This window comes from Pseudomonas serboccidentalis (assembly GCF_028830055.1).
GTDB lineage: Bacteria > Pseudomonadota > Gammaproteobacteria > Pseudomonadales > Pseudomonadaceae > Aquipseudomonas > Aquipseudomonas serboccidentalis.
Genome location: NZ_CP101655.1, coordinates 2,299,473 through 2,316,419, shown reverse-complemented (window position 1 = coordinate 2,316,419; position 16,947 = coordinate 2,299,473). Strand labels below are relative to the sequence as shown.

Here is a 16,947-nt window from a genome sequence, read left to right as displayed (position 1 = left end):
GCCGATGGCTTTGCAACTGAGTTTCGCCGAAGCCAGCGCCACCGGCCCTCGCGAGGAGAATCAGGACGCCCTGCGCCTGGTCACACCGGCTCCGGCACTGGCGGCGAGCAAGGGTTATCTGTTCGCCATTGCCGACGGTGTCAGCCAATGTGCCGATGGCGGGCTCGCTGCGCGTTCGACCTTGCAGGCTTTGGCCCTCGACTACTACGCCACGCCGGAAACCTGGAGCGCGGCCCAGGCCCTGGATCGCCTGCTGCTCGCCCAGAACCGCTGGTTGCAGGCCAACGGTGGTGGGCAACCGCTGCTCACCACGGTCAGTGCCTTGGTCATGCGCGGTCGGCGCTTTACCCTGGCTCATGTAGGCGATTGCCGGGTTTATCGCTGGCACGCCGACAGTCTGCAGCGGGTCAGCAAAGATCACGTCTGGGATCAACCGGGTATGCAGCACGTGCTTAAACGCGCGCTGGGGCTGGATCAGCATCTGGTGCTGGATTTCCTCGACGGTGAATTGCGCGCAGGCGAGTGTTTCGTGCTGCTCAGCGATGGCGTGTGGTCGACATTGGGTGATACCGCGATTGCCGCGATTCTGCGTGATCAGCCGGATCTCCACAGCGCGGCACACACGCTGGTCAACGCCGCTCACCTGGCCGGCAGTCAGGACAACGCCAGCGCGTTGCTGGTGCGGGTCGATGCCGTCGGTGAGGCGAGCCTCGGCGATGCGCTGATACATTTACAGCAATGGCCGCTGCCGCCGCCGCTGAAAACCGGGCAGATGTTCGAAGGCTGGCAGGTGCAAGGCGTCGTCGGCCAGAGCCAGCAATCGCTGCTGTATCGGGTCTTGGATGGGCAAGGCCGGAGCTGGCTGTTGAAAACCCTGCCGGCGCGTCTGGCCGATGATCCCCAGACCGGGCAGGCCTTGCTGTCGGAAGAATGGTTCCTCAAACGCGTCGCCGGACGGCACTTTCCTGAAGTCCATGCCGGCAACCAGCGTCAGCATTTGTACTACGTGATGCGTGAATATTGCGGAACGACGCTGGCGCAGTTGTTTCAACAGAACGGCCCCTTGCCCGTGGCGCAATGGCAGGAGATCGCCGAGCGGCTATTGCGCGCGGTGGGATTGCTGCATCGGCGACAGATTCTGCACCGCGACATCAAGCCGGAAAATCTGCACCTGGGCGACGACGGTGAGTTGCGGTTGCTGGATTTCGGTCTGGCGTACTGCCCGGGACTGTCACAAGACACACCGTCAACGCTGCCGGGAACACCGAGTTTCATCGCCCCGGAAGCCTTTCGCGGCGAGCCACCCAGTGCGCAACAGGATTTGTACGCCGTCGGCGTGAGCCTGTATTTCCTGCTGACGGGGCACTTTCCCTACGGCGAGATCGAAGCCTTTCAACGACCGCGATTCGGCGTGCCGGTGAGTGCCAGTCGCTACCGTCCGGACTTGCCGGAGTGGGTCGCGCAGAGTCTTGAGCGCGGTGTTGCTGCGGACCCGCACCAGCGATTTGAAACGGCTGAAGAATGGTTATTGCTGCTGGAACAGGGTGAGCGGCGCAGCTTGAGCGTGCGACCCAGACCTTTATTGGAGCGAGAGCCGCTGAAGGTCTGGCGGACGATGGCGTTGCTGGCCCTGCTGGGGAATCTGGTGCTGCTGGTGTTGTTGTTTCATCACCCTTGAAAGATCGCAGCCTTCGGCAGCTCCTACAGGGAATTGCGTACACCTGTAGGAGCTGCCGAAGGCTGCGATCTTTTGATCCTGCGCTCCAAAAAAGCGCAACACGCCTCCAAAAAGTGCAGCGAGACATCCCCAATCGAGCCAATGTCCCAGCAATTACAGTCCTCCCGGCACTTGGCACAACCGCTGCATTACTCGTTTCACCATACATAAAACCCAACCTTCAACGACGAAGGCCGGGTTTCCCGAGAGAACGGGACCAGGACAAAGGCGTCCTCGCTAGGCAACTAGCGGGACGCCTTTTTTTGTTTGCGCAAAATTTGTCGAGCAAGGCCTGACTGCCCACAAGAGGCCAGCCGCAGCTCCCCCGGAGAACCTGATGAAAAAACTCAAACTGGTGATGATCGGCAATGGCATGGCCGGGGTTCGCACCCTGGAAGAACTGCTCAAACTGAGCAACGAGCTGTACGACATCACGGTCTTCGGCGCCGAACCGCACACCAACTACAACCGCATTCTGCTGTCACCGGTGCTGGCCGGCGAGCAGACCTTCGAAGAGATCGTGCTCAACGACCTCGACTGGTACCTGGAAAACAACATCAAGTTGTTGCTCAACCGCAAGGTGGTGCAGATCGACCGGGTCAAACGTCGGGTGATCGCCGAAGACGGCACCGAGGCCGAATACGACCGCCTGTTGATCGCCACCGGTTCGACGCCATTTATCCTGCCGATCCCTGGCAATACCTTGCAGGGTGTGATCGGCTACCGCGACATCGCCGACACCCAGGCGATGATCGACACCGCGAAAACCCACAAACACGCGGTGGTCATCGGCGGCGGCCTGCTCGGCCTCGAAGCCGCCAACGGCCTGATGCTGCGCGGCATGCACGTCACCGTGGTGCACCTCGGCGAATGGCTGCTGGAGCGGCAACTGGACAAGACCAGCGGCCAACTGCTGCAAAGCGCCCTCGAATCCCGTGGCCTGCACTTTCGCCTGTGCGAGCAGACCCAGGCCCTGCACGATGCCGGCAATGGCCGGGTCGGCTCGGTGCAATTCAAGAACGGCGACATCATCCCTGCTGATCTGGTGGTCATGGCCGCCGGCATTCGCCCTAATACCGAACTGGCGGAACAGGCCGGCATCCCGTGCAACCGCGGGATTCTGGTCAACGACACCCTGCAAACCTACGATCCGCGCATTTATGCCATCGGCGAGTGCGCCAGCCATCGCGGCATTGCCTATGGCCTGGTAGCACCGCTGTTCGAACAGGCCAAAGTCTGCGCCAACCACCTCGCACAATTGGGTTTCGCCCGCTACCAGGGCTCGGTGACCTCGACCAAATTGAAAGTCACCGGCATCGACCTGTTTTCCGCCGGCGACTTCATGGGCGGCGAAGGCACCGAAACCATCACCCTCTCCGACCCGATCGGCGGCGTATACAAGAAACTGGTGATCAAGGATGACGTGCTGGTCGGCGCTTGTCTGTACGGCGATACGGCAGATGGCGGTTGGTATTTCCGCCAGATTCGTGAGAATCACGCCATTGGCGAGATCCGCGATCACCTGATGTTCGGCGAAAACGCCCTCGGAGACGTAGGACATCAGGGCCAGGACAAAGCCATGGTCATGGCCGACACCGCCGAAGTCTGCGGCTGCAACGGCGTGTGCAAAGGCACCATCGTCAAGGCGATTCAGGAACACGGCCTGTTCAGTGTCGATGAGGTGAAAAAACACACCAAAGCCGCGAGTTCCTGTGGTTCCTGCGCTGGTTTGGTCGAGCAGATTCTGATCAACACCGTCGGCGGCGCGGCGGACGTCAAACCGAAGAGCGAAAAAGCCATCTGCGGTTGCAGCGACCTCAACCACGGGCAGATTCGCCAGGCCATTCGCGAACAGCACCTGCTGACCATCGCCGGCACCATGAGCTACCTCAACTGGCGCACCCCCAACGGCTGTGCGACGTGCCGCCCGGCGCTGAACTATTACCTGATTTCCACCTGGCCCGGCGAAGCCAAGGACGATCCGCAATCGCGCCTGATCAACGAGCGCGCCCACGCCAACATTCAGAAGGACGGCACCTATTCGGTGGTTCCAAGGATGTGGGGTGGCGTGACCAACCCGTCGGAACTGCGGCGGATTGCCGACGTGGCCGACAAGTACAACGTGCCCATGGTCAAGGTCACCGGCGGTCAGCGTATCGACCTGCTGGGGATCAAGAAGCAGGACTTGCCCGGTGTCTGGAAGGACCTCGACATGCCGTCCGGCCATGCCTACGGCAAATCCATCCGCACCGTGAAAACCTGCGTCGGCAGCGAATTCTGCCGCTTCGGCACGCAGAATTCGACACAGTTGGGCATCGAGCTGGAACATGACCTGTTCAACATGTGGTCGCCGCACAAAGTGAAGCTGGCCGTCTCCGGATGCCCACGCAACTGCTCGGAAGCGGGGATCAAGGACGTAGGCATTATCGGCGTCGACTCCGGCTGGGAGATGTACATCGGCGGCAACGGCGGGATCAAGACCGAAGTCGCCGAATTCTTCGTCAAGCTGAAAACCGCCGAGGAAGTCCGCGAATACAACGGCGCGTTCCTGCAGCTGTATCGCGAAGAAGCCTTCTACCTCGAACGCACCGTGCACTACCTGCAACGGGTCGGCATGGAGCACATCAAGAAAGCCGTGCTCGAAGACCCCGAGCGCCGCAAGGCTCTGAACGAACGCCTGCAGTTCTCCCTGTCGTTCGAACAGGACCCGTGGAAAGAGCGTCTGGCGCAGCCGCAACTGAAGAAAGAATTCGATGTGATCCCTGTGAAAAACCTGGAGGTGCCGGCATGAACTGGCTCGATATCTGTGCCCTGGAAGAGATCAATGCCCTCGGTTCGCGGATCATCGCCGGGCCAAAAGGTGACATCGCGATTTTTCGTACAAGTGACGACGAGGTTTTCGCACTCGACGACCGCTGCCCACACAAAGGCGGGCCGTTGTCACAGGGGTTGATCTACGGCAAACGCGTGGCCTGCCCGCTGCACAACTGGCAGATCGACCTGCAAACCGGTGAAGCCCAGGCACCGGACATCGGCTGCGCCCATCACCACCCGGCGCGGGTCGAGAACGGTCGCGTGCAATTGGCCCTGCGGGATGCCGTCTGATGAACCGCCAGACGACCGCCTCGACCTGCTGCTATTGCGGGGTCGGCTGCGGCGTGCTGATCGAACATGACGGCGAGCGCATCCTCGGCGTCAGCGGCGATCCGGCGCATCCGGCCAACTTCGGCAAACTGTGCAGCAAAGGCTCGACCCTGCACCTGACCGGCGACCTCGCGGCACGCGCGCTGTACCCGGAATTGCGCCTGGGCAAAGGCCTGGCGCGCAGCCGTACTGACTGGGACAGCGCACTGGAACACGCCGCCAACGTGTTCGCCGAGACCCTCGCCGAACATGGCCCGGACAGTGTGGCGTTCTACATCTCCGGCCAGTTGCTGACCGAGGACTATTACGCCTTCAACAAGCTCGCCCGGGCGCTGGTTGGCACCAACAACATCGACAGCAATTCACGGCTGTGCATGTCGTCAGCGGTGGTCGGCTACAAACGCAGCCTCGGCGCCGATGCCCCGCCGTGCAGCTACGAGGACCTGGAACTGAGCGATTGCGTGATGATCGCCGGCAGTAACATGGCCTACGCCCACCCGGTACTTTTCCGGCGTCTGGAAGAGGCAAAATCCCGCCGTCCACAGATGAAAGTCATCGTCATCGACCCCCGGCGCACCGACACCTGCGACCTCGCGGACCTGCATCTGGCGATTCTGCCCGGCACCGACGTCGCGTTGTTCCATGGGATTTTGCATCTGTTGTTGTGGGAAGACTGGATCGACCGCGACTTCATCAAGGCGCACACCGAGGGTTTGCCCGAGCTGAAAAACCTGGTGCGCGACTACACTCCGCAGATGGTGTCGCAACTGTGCGGGATCAGTGTCGAGCAATTGCAGCAATGTGCCGAATGGGTGGGCACCTCGCCAAGTTTCCTGTCGTTGTGGTGCATGGGCCTGAATCAGTCCACGGCCGGCAGCGCGAAAAACAGCGCGCTGATCAACCTGCACTTGGCCACCGGGCAAATCGGTCGCCCGGGCGCAGGACCTTTCTCGTTGACCGGTCAGCCGAATGCCATGGGTGGGCGGGAAACCGGCAGCCTGTCCAATTTGCTGCCCGGCCATCGTGACGCAGCCAATCCCGAGCACCGCGCCGAAGTGGCGGCTTATTGGGGTGTCGATCAACTGCCCGAAAGCACCGGTCTGAGTGCGATTGAGCTGTTCGAGCGCGTGCGCAGCGGCCAGATCAAGGCGCTGTGGATTGCCTGCACCAACCCTGCTCAATCGATGCCTGATCAACACGCCGTTCGCGAGGCGCTCCAGGCCTGCCCGTTCGTAGTGTTGCAGGAAGCCTTTCGTACCACCGAAACCGCCGCCTTCGCCGACCTGTTGTTGCCCGCTGCCAGTTGGGGTGAAAAGGAAGGTTCGGTGACCAACTCCGAACGGCGAATTTCCCACGTGCGACAGGCCATTCTCCCACCGGGTGAAGCGCGGTCGGACTGGGCGATCACCGTGGATTTCGCACAGCGACTGGAGAAACGTCTGCGCCCGCAACAGCCGAGTCTGTTTGCCTTCGAGCAACCGGCGCAGCTGTTTGATGAATACAAGCAACTGACCCGTGGGCGCGACCTGGACTTGTCAGGCATCAGCCATCAATTGATCGACGAGTTGGGGCCGCAGCAATGGCCCTTCTCCACCGGCGCCCGGCAAGGCACTGCGCGCCTGTATGGCGACGGGATATTTCCTACGGCCAGTGGTCGCGCGCAGTTCATCACCGATCCCTACCGCGCCGCCAAAGAACAACGGGATGCGCGGTTTCCGCTGACCCTGATCACCGGACGCCTGCGCGATCAATGGCACGGCATGAGCCGCACCGGCACCGCTGCGCAATTGTTCGGGCATGTCAGCGAAGCGGTGTTAAGCCTGCATCCGGACGAAATGCGCCGACATCGCTTGCAGCCGGGCGATCTGGTCAATCTGAAGAGTCGGCGCGGTGCACTTATCGTGGCAGTCGGCAGCGACGACAGCGTGCGTCCGGGTCAGGCCTTTCTGCCGATGCACTGGGGCGACCGGTTTCTCAAGGGCGGGGTAAACAGCCTGACCTTGCCGGCCTTCGATCCTTTGTCGAAGCAGCCCGAACTCAAACACAGCGGCGTGCGTCTGGAGCCGGTGAATTTGCCATGGCACTTGTTCGCACTCATCGAGGGCGATGTTCAACGGCATTTCGAGACGCTACGACCCCTCTGTGAGGCGTTTTCCTACGTCAGCCTCAGCCTTGTCGGACGTGAACGGCCCGCGCTGCTGATACGCGCTGCCAGCGCCACGGCTCCGGAACCACAACTGCTGCGCGATATCGACCAGTGCCTGGCGCTGATCGACGGTCCGGTACTGGCCTACGACGACCCGCGCCGCGCCATTGGCAAACGGGTACGCATCGAAAACGGCCGAATCACCGCGATCCGCCTCGCGGGCGAAACCTTGGCCCAACACTGGCTGCAAGGATTGTGGCTTGAAGGCCGCGCCGACGAACAACTGCGCCGCTGGCTTCTGGCCCCGATGAGTGCGCCACCGGGCAATGCCGACTTGCAGGCCAACCCGGGCAAAACCCTGTGCAACTGCAAAAACGTCAGCCACAGCGCGGTGTGCGCCGGGATTCGCCAAGGCCTCGATTTGCAGGGCCTCAAACAACAACTGGGATGCGGCACGCAATGCGGTTCATGCGTCCCCGAAATCAAGCGCTTGCTGGCCGCAGATCTGCAGCCGGTATCGGTTATCTGATAAGGAAAACACCATGAATGCAAAAGTCTGGCTGGTGGGCGCAGGCCCCGGTGATCCCGAGTTGCTGACGCTCAAAGCAGTCCGCGCGCTGCGCGAAGCGGACGTGGTGCTGATTGACGATCTGGTCAACGACGCGGTGTTGGAGCATTGCCCCGCTGCGCGAATCATTGCCGTGGGCAAACGCGGCGGTTGCCGCTCGACACCTCAGGCGTTCATCCACCGACTGATGCTGCGTTACGCGCGCCAGGGTAAATGCGTGGTGCGGCTCAAGGGCGGCGACCCGTGCATTTTCGGCCGTGGCGGTGAAGAGGCGCAGTGGCTGCGCGAACGTGGTGTTGCGGTGGAGCTGGTCAATGGCATTACCGCCGGACTCGCCGGCGCGACGCAGTGCGATATTCCACTGACGTTGCGTGGTGTGGCGCGCGGCGTGACGCTGGTGACCGCGCACACCCAGGACGACAGCCAACTGAACTGGCAGGCGCTGGCGCAGGGCGGGACGACACTGGTGATTTACATGGGCGTGGCCAAGCTTGGCGAGATTCGCGATCAGCTATTGGCCGGCGGGATGGCGGCGAATACGCCGGTGGCGATGATTGAAAATGCGTCACTGCCTGAGCAGCGCGAATGCCGCAGTGATCTGCTGGGTATGAGCGAAGACGCGAGTGCCTTTGATTTGAAAAGCCCGGCGATTCTGGTGATCGGCGCGGTGGCCGCCATTGCAGAAGATCAAAAGATCGCAGCCTTCGGCAGCGCCTACAGGGCGTAGGCCGCTCCAATGTAAAAGTGGCTGCAGCCAAATCGCAGACAAAGAAAAGCCCGGCCTGAGCCGGGCTTTTCTCAAAGCGGCGAGCTAATTACTTAGCTTGAGCTTCAACCTGCGCTTCTACGCGACGGTTAACAGCGCGACCAGCTTCAGTTTTGTTGTCAGCAACTGGGCGGGATTCGCCGTAGCCGATCGACTGAACGCGGGACGACTCAACACCGTACTGGTTGGTCAGAACTTGCTTAACGGCGTTTGCACGACGCTCAGACAGTTTCTGGTTGTAAGCGTCAGGACCGACGGAGTCAGTGTGACCTTCAACAGTGGTGTGAGTGGCTGGGTACTGCTTCATGAAGTCAGCCAGGTTCTTGATGTCAGCGTAGCTGTTTGGCTTGACGACCGACTTGTCGAAGTCGAATTTCACGTCCAGCTCTACACGAACAACTTCAGCAACTGCTGGGCAGCCATCAGCGTCAACAGTTACGTTGGCTGGGGTGTCCGGGCACTTGTCAACGTTGTCGCAAACGCCATCGTTGTCGCTGTCGGAGCAGACTTCAGCCGGAGCTGGAACTGGAGCAGCAGCTGGCTTGCCGCCGCCACCGAAGTTCACACCCAGACCAACCGATGGAGCGTAGTCCCAACGGCCGTTGTCCAGTTTGTAGTCAGCTTCTACGCCAGCACGGGCGAAGAAGTTTTCGGCGAAGTAGTACTTAACGCCAGCGCCAGCAGTCAGGAAAGTCGACTGGTCGCGACCGGTGTGGCCGTCAGCAGCTACGTTGGTCAGGTTGCCGTGCTTAACGCCACCTTCAACGTATGGACGCAGAGCGTCGCCAGCGTTGTTGAAGTGGTATTGAGCGGTCAGACCGAAGTTGTCACCGCGCAGTTTCTGGCTGCCGGTACCATCGTTCGAACGGGTGTGGTTGTTACGATCCCAGCCGAAGTTGATCGAGACGTCATCGGTCAGGAAGTAACCGATTTTGGCGCCTGGGTTGAAGCCGTCTTCGACATGATCAATGCTGTCGTTGTACTGCTTCTTGTAGTTGATCTCGCCTTCAACTGCGCCTTGGCCTTGTGCCAGTGCGCCGAACGAAGTAGCGGCAATAAGAGAACCAATGGCCAAGCCCAAGGTGTTTTTCAGTTTCATCCGTTAAATCCCCATCTGGTGATTGTGAAGCAGTCCCGCAAACCGGGGGACAACTCGGCGGCAAGTCTATCAGAACTTGCCTACACGTAAGAGATATTTGCGCTGAACTAAGTTTCAGCAATGCCTGCAAATTTCTCACGCAATTTGTCTAGAGCACGTTTGTACCGCATTTTTGTCGCACTCAAACCCATGTGCATGATGTCTGCGATCTCCTGAAATTCAAGTTCTGCGACAAATCGTAGCACCAGAATTTCACGGTCAATCGGGTTCACATACACCAGCCAGCGATCGAGTCCGCCCTTCTCCTCGGGTTTCGGCGCCTTTTCTTCCGACGCTTCTTCCAGGGGGTCCAGACTCAAAGCGTCCATCAAGCGACGCTTTCGCCGTTCCTTCCGATACTGCGTGATGCATTCGTTGTAAGTGATGCTGTACAGCCACGTCTTGAACTTCGATTTCCCCTCGAAGTTCTTCAGGCCGTACAGCACCTTCAGCATCACTTCCTGACAGACATCGTCTGCGTCGCGATCGTTCCCAAGATATCTCGCACAAACGTTAAATAATGTTCGCTGGTAACGCCGCATCAGCTCTTCATAGGCGCGCGTCACGTGAAACAGCTCGGTATGCGAGCGCGCGACCAACTCCTCATCAGAGAGCTCACGGGGGTCATAGCGCGTGGATAGCGTTTGGGCTTTATTCAAAACAAGTCGTGCCGACAGTCAGGTCAATGTCCGCCGCTACCCTCTCAGGGCAATTTGCGGCGGCATACATTAGCAGGGTTTGCCGGGTTAGCGGCTACTCACATGCTGTTCCAGCAGGATCCGATTGGAAAGTGAGACTAGCTCACCCTCATCGGTCAGCAATGTGGTTTTAACCGTGCCGATCTCTTCGATCTGGCCTTCGACCTCACCAACACGCACTTGTTGCCCAACCTGATACAACTCACGCACATAGATTCCCGCAAGAATCTGACCGGCAATTTCCCGGCTTCCCAACCCCATGGCCAGCGCAACCGCCAGACCAACGGTAATCAATACGATGACGATCACATGGTTCAGCAGGTCGGTCTTGACCTCAAGCTGACTGATCGCGACCGAAATGCTGATGATGATCACCAGCCCTTGGGCGATTCGGCCCAAGCCCGAAGCGTAGTCCAGTCCTACGCCTTCTGCCGCCCCGCGCACCAGCCCATTGGCCAGTTGCGCGAGCAAAACACCCACCAGCAAGACCAGCGCGGCGCCGAAAACTTTCGGCAAATACAACGCCAGCATGTCCAGCGTAGCTGAAACTCGCTCAAGTCCAAGGGACTCTGCTGCAGAAACGAGGAAAATCAGCAGAACGAACCAGTAGACGATCTTGCCGATCAGGGTCGAGATCGGCACTTGCAACCCGGCCCGCGACATCAATTTGGTCAGCCCGGTGCCGCCCATCAGGCGATCGAGGCCCAGTTTGGCGAGCAATTTGGACAGCAGGGTATCGAGCAGTTTGGCCACCACGAAGCCCAACAGCAGCACCACCAGTGCGCCGAACAGGTTCGGGATGAAGTTCGCAACTTTGGTCCACAACGCAGTCATTGCAGTGACGAGGCTCTGAGTCCAGAGATCAAGTTCCATATTCAATCAGCCTTATCAGCAGTGCGTGCAGTAGTTTTACGAAGACGGGAAACCGGCGAGACGTGGGCCGATCCGTTATTCAGGGCGATCATCAGCGCGGGCAGCCAGCGGCCCAGCAGGCTGAACAGATCACCGGCGCCGACCTGGCGGTTGGCGGTTTTGAGTACGCGACCCAGGCAGGCATCGTCGTCGCGGCTGGACGGCGAGGCGTTGAGCATGTCGCGCAAAGACTGTTCAAACGGATCGTGCATACGCACCTCTCGTGATGTCTGTGAAAGACGCGGGCAAATTTGGTCGGGTCACATGTTGCATCTTCATACCCAGCGCAAACGACGGAATAACCACCATTGACCGAAGGCCATGGTCAGCACCGTCAGACAGGCGATGAGGAAGCCATAAGGGCTGCTCGAGAACGGAATTCCGCCCACGTTGATACCCAACAGACCGGTAAGAAAACTCATCGGCAAAAAGATGCAGGTGATGATGCCGAAGCGGTACATCGTGCGATTCATGCGCACGTTCAAACGCCGGTCTTCGGCCTCCAGCACAAGCCCCATGCGCTCTCGGGTCAATTCGAGCTCTTCGAGATAGCGGGTCAGGCTGTTGTTCAATTCGTTCCAGTAGTCGGCGTCATCATCGACAAACCACGGCAGTTTTATTCGCGTCAGCTGTCCGAAAATATCCCGCTGCGGCGCGAGAAAACGCTTCAGTCCGGCAGCCCTGCGACGGATGTGCAAAATCGAGCCATGCTCTGGGGTATACCGTTCGTCGGCATCCAGTTTTTCTTCCTCTTCATCGACCAGTTCCGACAGGCACGTGACCAGATCCTGCACCTTGTTGGTGAGGAATTGCGCCAGATAAAGGATCAGTTCAGAGGAGGTTTTCGGGCCCTTGCCCTCGCTCAGCAGCGCCAGCAGTTCATCGGTGGCGCGCAGCGGGCGCAGACGCAAGGAGATGACGCGCTGGGCAGAGGCGAAAATCCGCACCGAGACCATGTCTTCCGGCTCGGCACCGGGGTTGAGATTGACCCCGCGCAGAAACAGCAGCAGCTCGGCATCCGGCAACGGCAACAGGCGCGGCCGGGTGTTTTCTTCCAGCAGCAGGTCGCAGGTGAATTCATTCAGACCACTGGATTTGCGCAGCCAGGTCTGGGTTTGCGGATGGCTGCGATCCCAATGCAGCCACAGGCTCTCGTGGGCCTGCAGCTGCAGATCGTCGAGCTCAGTCCGGGCAATCGAACGCGCACCGCCTTTACCGTCCAGTACCAGGGCATGCACCAGCCCCCACTGCGCGTTTTCTTCCTCGAACATCCGCATCCCTTTGTCGAAAACTTATTCAGGCATCTTCAGCGGACTCGGCGAAACGATCACGCCGTTGTTGTCCGCATAAATGTATTGGCCCGGGTGGAACGTCACACCGGCGAAGGTCACCGCCACGTTGAGGTCACCGATGCCGCGCTTTTCGGTTTTCATCGGATGGCTGGCCAGCGCCTGGACGCCAAGATCGGTCTGGGCAATGACATCGACGTCACGGATGCAACCGTAGATGACCATCCCTTCCCAGCCGTTTTTCGCGGCTTTCTCGGCGATCATGTCACCGAGCAGTGCGCGACGCAGCGAACCGCCGCCATCGACCACCAGCACCTTGCCGTTACCCTTGAGTTCGGCCTGCTCTTTGACCAGCGAGTTGTCTTCGAAGCATTTGATGGTCACGATTTCGCCGCCGAAGGAATCACGGCCACCGAAATTGCTGAACATCGGTTCCAGCACCTGCACCAGCTCCGGATAGGCGTCGCACAGGTCAGGCGTGAGGTAATGGTTCATCGAAAAACTCCTGTAACAAGGAAGACGATCAAGGATGTCGCACTCTTTTGAAACGAGTCCCGGCGGTCGCTGTTTACCTTAGTTCATGCAATGTTCGCTGAACGAACCTGAACAAACGCTGAAACGTAATAGCTAAACAGCCACCCAATATGACCAGAATTGCACAATGCGTCATATCTTAGCCGCAAGCCGATCCGAACGAAATGCCCTTTTCAGAGCCTTCGGTTCAAACCGCCGCAGCCAGATCCGGTTTCTCGCCCAACAGCGGTGCGTGCTGATCCTGCAGCCAGCGCGCCACCAGCGGCCAGACTTCGGCCTGCGCGGCCTTGCTCACCAGCATCTCGACATGCCCGAAGTTGTCACTGAAGCCCTGTTCGCGCCCCAGATTGACGAATTGCTTGTGCCCGGAACCGATCTGCTCGAACAGTTTGCGACAGGCCCACGCCGGATCCTGATGATCCCCCGCTGCCGTCACCGCCAGCACCGGCACCTGAACCTCGGCAAGTCCGGCCCACCAGTCCTTGTCCTTGTCGCCAAAACGGCCGAACAAGCCGTACCAGCGCATGCTTTCCAGCGCCAGACCGATCGGCTCGTCTTCCGGGCCGCGCCTGAGGCGTGAGCCGGACAATTGCGCGAAACGCTTGAGAATGAAGCGCCCGCTCCACTCCACCGGCGGAATCTTCAGCGGCCAGTAAGTGCGGCTGACCTGCGTACCGAAAAACGCCGCCGATGCCACCGCCGGCTCGCCGAGATACTCGCCGCCCAGCGCTGCCGCCAGGGTGATGCCGCCCAGCGAATGGCCGATCCAGTGCGGCACCTGCCCGCTCTGCTCGCGCACGAACGCGGCAATCGCCGGCAGATCGTAACGGGCGTAGTCGGCCACACGATTGCGCCGGTAGTCCTCGTTGCGCTGCGACAGGCCGTGGCCGCGCATCTCCGGGATCCACACATCGAAGCCCAGACGCGCGAGGTAGGCGCCCAGCCCCAGGCCTTTCGGGGAAAACCAGAAGCGTCGGTTGGAAAAACTGCCGTGCAGCAAAATCACCGGCACGCCACGGGTCGCCGGTTCATCGGCCATGCCCAGACGGGTCACGGCGATTTCCACGGACCAGTCGGGACTGTTGCCGGGTTTCAATCGATAGACGTCTTCGCTCAGATCACCGCGTCGTTCGGCGCTGATCAGGGCGACAGGAAACAGGTTGCTGCTGCTTTGCATAATGCTCTTGCACAAAAAAGGGCGGCATCTACAGGAGCCCGCCCTACTGGAATCTCAAAGCCCCGCCCCATGCGGGAGCGAGCCTGCTCGCGAAAGCGCTGTATCAGCCAACATCCCTGCGGATGTCGCTCCGTCTTCGCGAGCAGGCCCGCTCCCGCAGGGGAGGCGGCCCGTTCACATACTTATCAAGCCTGTGCCTGGCCTTCCGCCAGGAAGAACCAGGTTTCCAGCACGGAATCCGGGTTCAGCGACACGCTTTCGATGCCCTGCTCCATCAGCCACTTGGCCAGATCCGGATGGTCCGAAGGGCCCTGACCGCAGATGCCGATGTACTTGCCGGCCTTGTTGCACGCGGCAATCGCGTTCGCCAGCAGCTTCTTGACCGCCGGATTACGCTCATCGAACAGGTGCGCGATGATCCCGGAGTCACGGTCCAGGCCCAGGGTCAACTGGGTCAGGTCGTTGGAACCGATCGAGAAGCCGTCGAAGAATTCGAGGAATTCTTCAGCGAGAATCGCGTTGGATGGCAGTTCGCACATCATGATCACGCGCAGGCCGTTGTCGCCACGGGCCAGGCCGTTTTCGGCGAGCAGATCGACCACCTGGCTGGCTTCGCCGAGGGTACGGACGAACGGCACCATGATTTCGACGTTGGTCAGGCCCATCTCGTTGCGCACGCGCTTCAGTGCGCGGCACTCGAGCTCGAAGCAGTCACGGAACGATTCGCTGATGTAACGCGACGCACCACGGAAGCCCAGCATCGGATTTTCTTCTTCCGGCTCGTACAGCTTGCCGCCGATCAGGTTGGCGTATTCGTTGGACTTGAAGTCCGACAGACGCACGATGACCTTCTTCGGCCAGAACGCTGCAGCGAGGGTGCTGATGCCTTCCACCAGTTTTTCGACGTAGAAGCCGACCGGATCGTCGTAACCGGCGATGCGCTTGTCGACGCTGTCCTTGATTTCCTGCGGCAGGCCGTCGTAGTTCAGCAGTGCCTTGGGGTGCACGCCGATCATGCGGTTGATGATGAATTCCAGACGGGCCAGGCCCACACCGGCGTTCGGCAGTTGCGCGAAGTCGAACGCGCGGTCCGGGTTGCCGACGTTCATCATGATCTTGAACGGCAGCTCCGGCATGGCGTCCACGGAGTTCTTCTTGACGTCGAAGCCCAGCTCGCCTTCGAAGATGTAACCGGTGTCGCCTTCGGCGCAGGACACGGTCACGCCCTGACCATCTTTGAGCAGTTGAGTGGCGTTGCCGCAACCCACAACCGCCGGAATCCCCAGTTCACGGGCGATGATCGCCGCGTGGCAGGTACGGCCGCCACGGTTGGTGACGATGGCACTGGCGCGCTTCATCACCGGTTCCCAGTCCGGGTCGGTCATGTCGGAGACCAGTACGTCGCCTGGCTGGACTTTGTCCATCTCGGACACGTCTTTGATGATGCGTACCTTGCCGGCGCCGATGCGCTGGCCGATGGCGCGACCTTCCACCAGCACGGTGCCGGTTTCTTTCAACAGGTAACGTTCCATGACGTTGGCCTGGGTGCGGCTCTTCACGGTTTCCGGACGGGCCTGCACGATGTACAGCTTGCCGTCGTCACCGTCCTTGGCCCACTCGATGTCCATCGGGCAGCCATAGTGCTTCTCGATGATCATCGCCTGCTTGGCCAGCTCGCTGACTTCGGCGTCGGTCAGGCAGAAACGCGCGCGTTCAGCCTTGTCGACATCGACGGTTTTCACGGAACGACCGGCCTTGGCCTCGTCGCCGTAGATCATCTTGATCGCTTTACTGCCCAGGTTGCGCCGCAGGATCGCCGGACGACCGGCCTCCAGGGTGCCCTTGTGCACGTAGAATTCGTCCGGGTTGACCGCGCCTTGTACGACGGTTTCGCCCAGACCGTAGGCGCCGGTGATGAACACCACGTCACGGAAACCGGATTCGGTATCGAGGGTGAACATTACGCCGGCGGTGCCGGTTTCCGAACGCACCATGCGCTGCACGCCAGCCGACAGTGCGACCAGTTTGTGGTCGAAGCCCTGGTGCACGCGGTAGGAAATCGCACGGTCGTTGAACAGAGAGGCGAACACCTCTTTGGCGGCGCGGATAACGTTTTCCACACCACGGATGTTCAGGAAGGTTTCCTGCTGGCCGGCAAACGATGCGTCCGGCAAGTCTTCGGCGGTTGCCGAGGAACGCACGGCCACGGCCACGTCAGGGTTACCGGCCGACAGCGCGGCGAACGCGGTGCGGATCTCGGTATTCAGTTTTTCAGGGAATTCGGCTTCCATGATCCATTGACGAATCTGCGCGCCGGTCTTGGCCAGCGCATTGACGTCATCGACGTCCAGGGCGTCGAGAGCCTTGTGGATCTGGTCGTTGAGGCCGCTCAGTTCGAGAAAGTCGCGATAGGCCTGCGCGGTGGTGGCAAAGCCGCCGGGGACCGACACACCGGCACCTGCCAGGTTGCTGATCATCTCGCCCAGGGATGCGTTCTTGCCCCCCACATGCTCAACATCGTGTTTGCCGAGCTTATCGAGGGAAACTACGTACTCTACCAAGGTGATCTCTCCACTAACTGTGTTGGAAAAGCTCAGAAACCGGCAGCTCGGGGGAGCGTTGGCCGGTTGTATGGCCTGGACCTGGAAAATAAGTGAGAATGCGGGCCAATGGCGGCCGGCAAATCGCGCCTATCATATCCAAGAATGCTTATAAGTGTCCTGTGTTGCATAGGTATGCCGATGTGGCGAGTGACTGTTGTTGCCAGACAAGGCGCCGCGACAAGTCATAGCTGGCTATGGCGAGGAGCGGCAACGTAGTATGGCGACAACAGGCGCCGCCACATCGGCATGCATATG

General features: G+C 60.1%; 13 protein-coding genes. 5 read left to right on the top strand and 8 right to left on the bottom strand.

Features of this window, described 5'->3' with window-relative positions; translation table 11 throughout:
- Window positions 1–4 precede the first annotated feature (4 nt).
- The 5 genes from NN484_RS10715 to cobA all read left to right on the top strand — a co-directional run bounded on the left by NN484_RS10715 (window position 5) and on the right by cobA (window position 8,302).
- Window positions 5–1,678, top strand: coding sequence for a bifunctional protein-serine/threonine kinase/phosphatase (locus NN484_RS10715; protein WP_274659072.1), 1,674 nt, complete (start codon window positions 5–7; stop codon window positions 1,676–1,678).
- Window positions 1,679–2,054: 376 nt separating this feature from the next.
- On the top strand, window positions 2,055–4,508 hold the full coding sequence (nirB, locus tag NN484_RS10710; protein ID WP_215501077.1) for a nitrite reductase large subunit NirB: 2,454 nt from the start codon (window positions 2,055–2,057) through the stop codon (window positions 4,506–4,508).
- Window positions 4,505–4,822, top strand: a complete 318-nt coding sequence (nirD, locus tag NN484_RS10705) for a nitrite reductase small subunit NirD (protein WP_027613287.1) — start codon at window positions 4,505–4,507, stop codon at window positions 4,820–4,822. The genes nirB and nirD overlap by 4 nt, the downstream gene beginning before the upstream one ends.
- On the top strand, window positions 4,822–7,536 hold the full coding sequence (locus NN484_RS10700; protein ID WP_274659071.1) for a nitrate reductase: 2,715 nt from the start codon (window positions 4,822–4,824) through the stop codon (window positions 7,534–7,536). The genes nirD and NN484_RS10700 overlap by 1 nt, the downstream gene beginning before the upstream one ends.
- Before the next feature lie 13 nt (window positions 7,537–7,549).
- Window positions 7,550–8,302 (top strand): uroporphyrinogen-III C-methyltransferase, encoded by a 753-nt coding sequence (gene cobA / locus NN484_RS10695; protein WP_127652019.1) that lies wholly within the window; start codon window positions 7,550–7,552, stop codon window positions 8,300–8,302.
- An 88-nt stretch (window positions 8,303–8,390) separates the two neighbouring features.
- Here the strand turns inward: cobA and NN484_RS10690 are convergent, their stop codons facing one another.
- From NN484_RS10690 to ppsA, 8 genes are all read right to left on the bottom strand, one after another.
- Entirely contained in the window at window positions 8,391–9,440 is a 1,050-nt protein-coding gene (locus NN484_RS10690; RefSeq protein ID WP_102357820.1) for an OmpA family protein, read from the bottom strand.
- A gap of 107 nt (window positions 9,441–9,547) precedes the next feature.
- Window positions 9,548–10,138 carry an RNA polymerase sigma factor SigX gene (gene sigX, locus NN484_RS10685; protein ID WP_011333251.1) on the bottom strand — a complete coding sequence of 197 codons (591 nt, stop codon included), beginning with the start codon at window positions 10,136–10,138 and terminating at the stop codon, window positions 9,548–9,550.
- 87 nt (window positions 10,139–10,225) lie between these two features.
- On the bottom strand, window positions 10,226–11,050 hold the full coding sequence (locus NN484_RS10680; protein ID WP_007916401.1) for a mechanosensitive ion channel family protein: 825 nt from the start codon (window positions 11,048–11,050) through the stop codon (window positions 10,226–10,228).
- Window positions 11,051–11,052: 2 nt separating this feature from the next.
- Window positions 11,053–11,301, bottom strand: coding sequence for a hypothetical protein (locus NN484_RS10675; protein WP_003223293.1), 249 nt, complete (start codon window positions 11,299–11,301; stop codon window positions 11,053–11,055).
- 63 nt (window positions 11,302–11,364) lie between these two features.
- Window positions 11,365–12,360 (bottom strand): zinc transporter ZntB, encoded by a 996-nt coding sequence (locus NN484_RS10670; protein WP_127652018.1) that lies wholly within the window; start codon window positions 12,358–12,360, stop codon window positions 11,365–11,367.
- A gap of 21 nt (window positions 12,361–12,381) precedes the next feature.
- Complete coding sequence (gene rraA, locus NN484_RS10665) at window positions 12,382–12,873, bottom strand: ribonuclease E activity regulator RraA (protein ID WP_215501079.1); 492 nt, start codon at window positions 12,871–12,873, stop codon at window positions 12,382–12,384.
- 226 nt (window positions 12,874–13,099) lie between these two features.
- The gene (locus NN484_RS10660) at window positions 13,100–14,089 is read right to left on the bottom strand and encodes an alpha/beta fold hydrolase (protein ID WP_127652016.1); all 990 of its coding nucleotides are present in this window, start codon (window positions 14,087–14,089) and stop codon (window positions 13,100–13,102) included.
- Between the two features lie 185 nt (window positions 14,090–14,274).
- Window positions 14,275–16,650: a phosphoenolpyruvate synthase gene (ppsA, locus tag NN484_RS10655; RefSeq protein WP_127652015.1), complete on the bottom strand. Its 2,376-nt coding sequence runs from the start codon at window positions 16,648–16,650 to the stop codon at window positions 14,275–14,277.
- Window positions 16,651–16,947 lie beyond the last annotated feature (297 nt).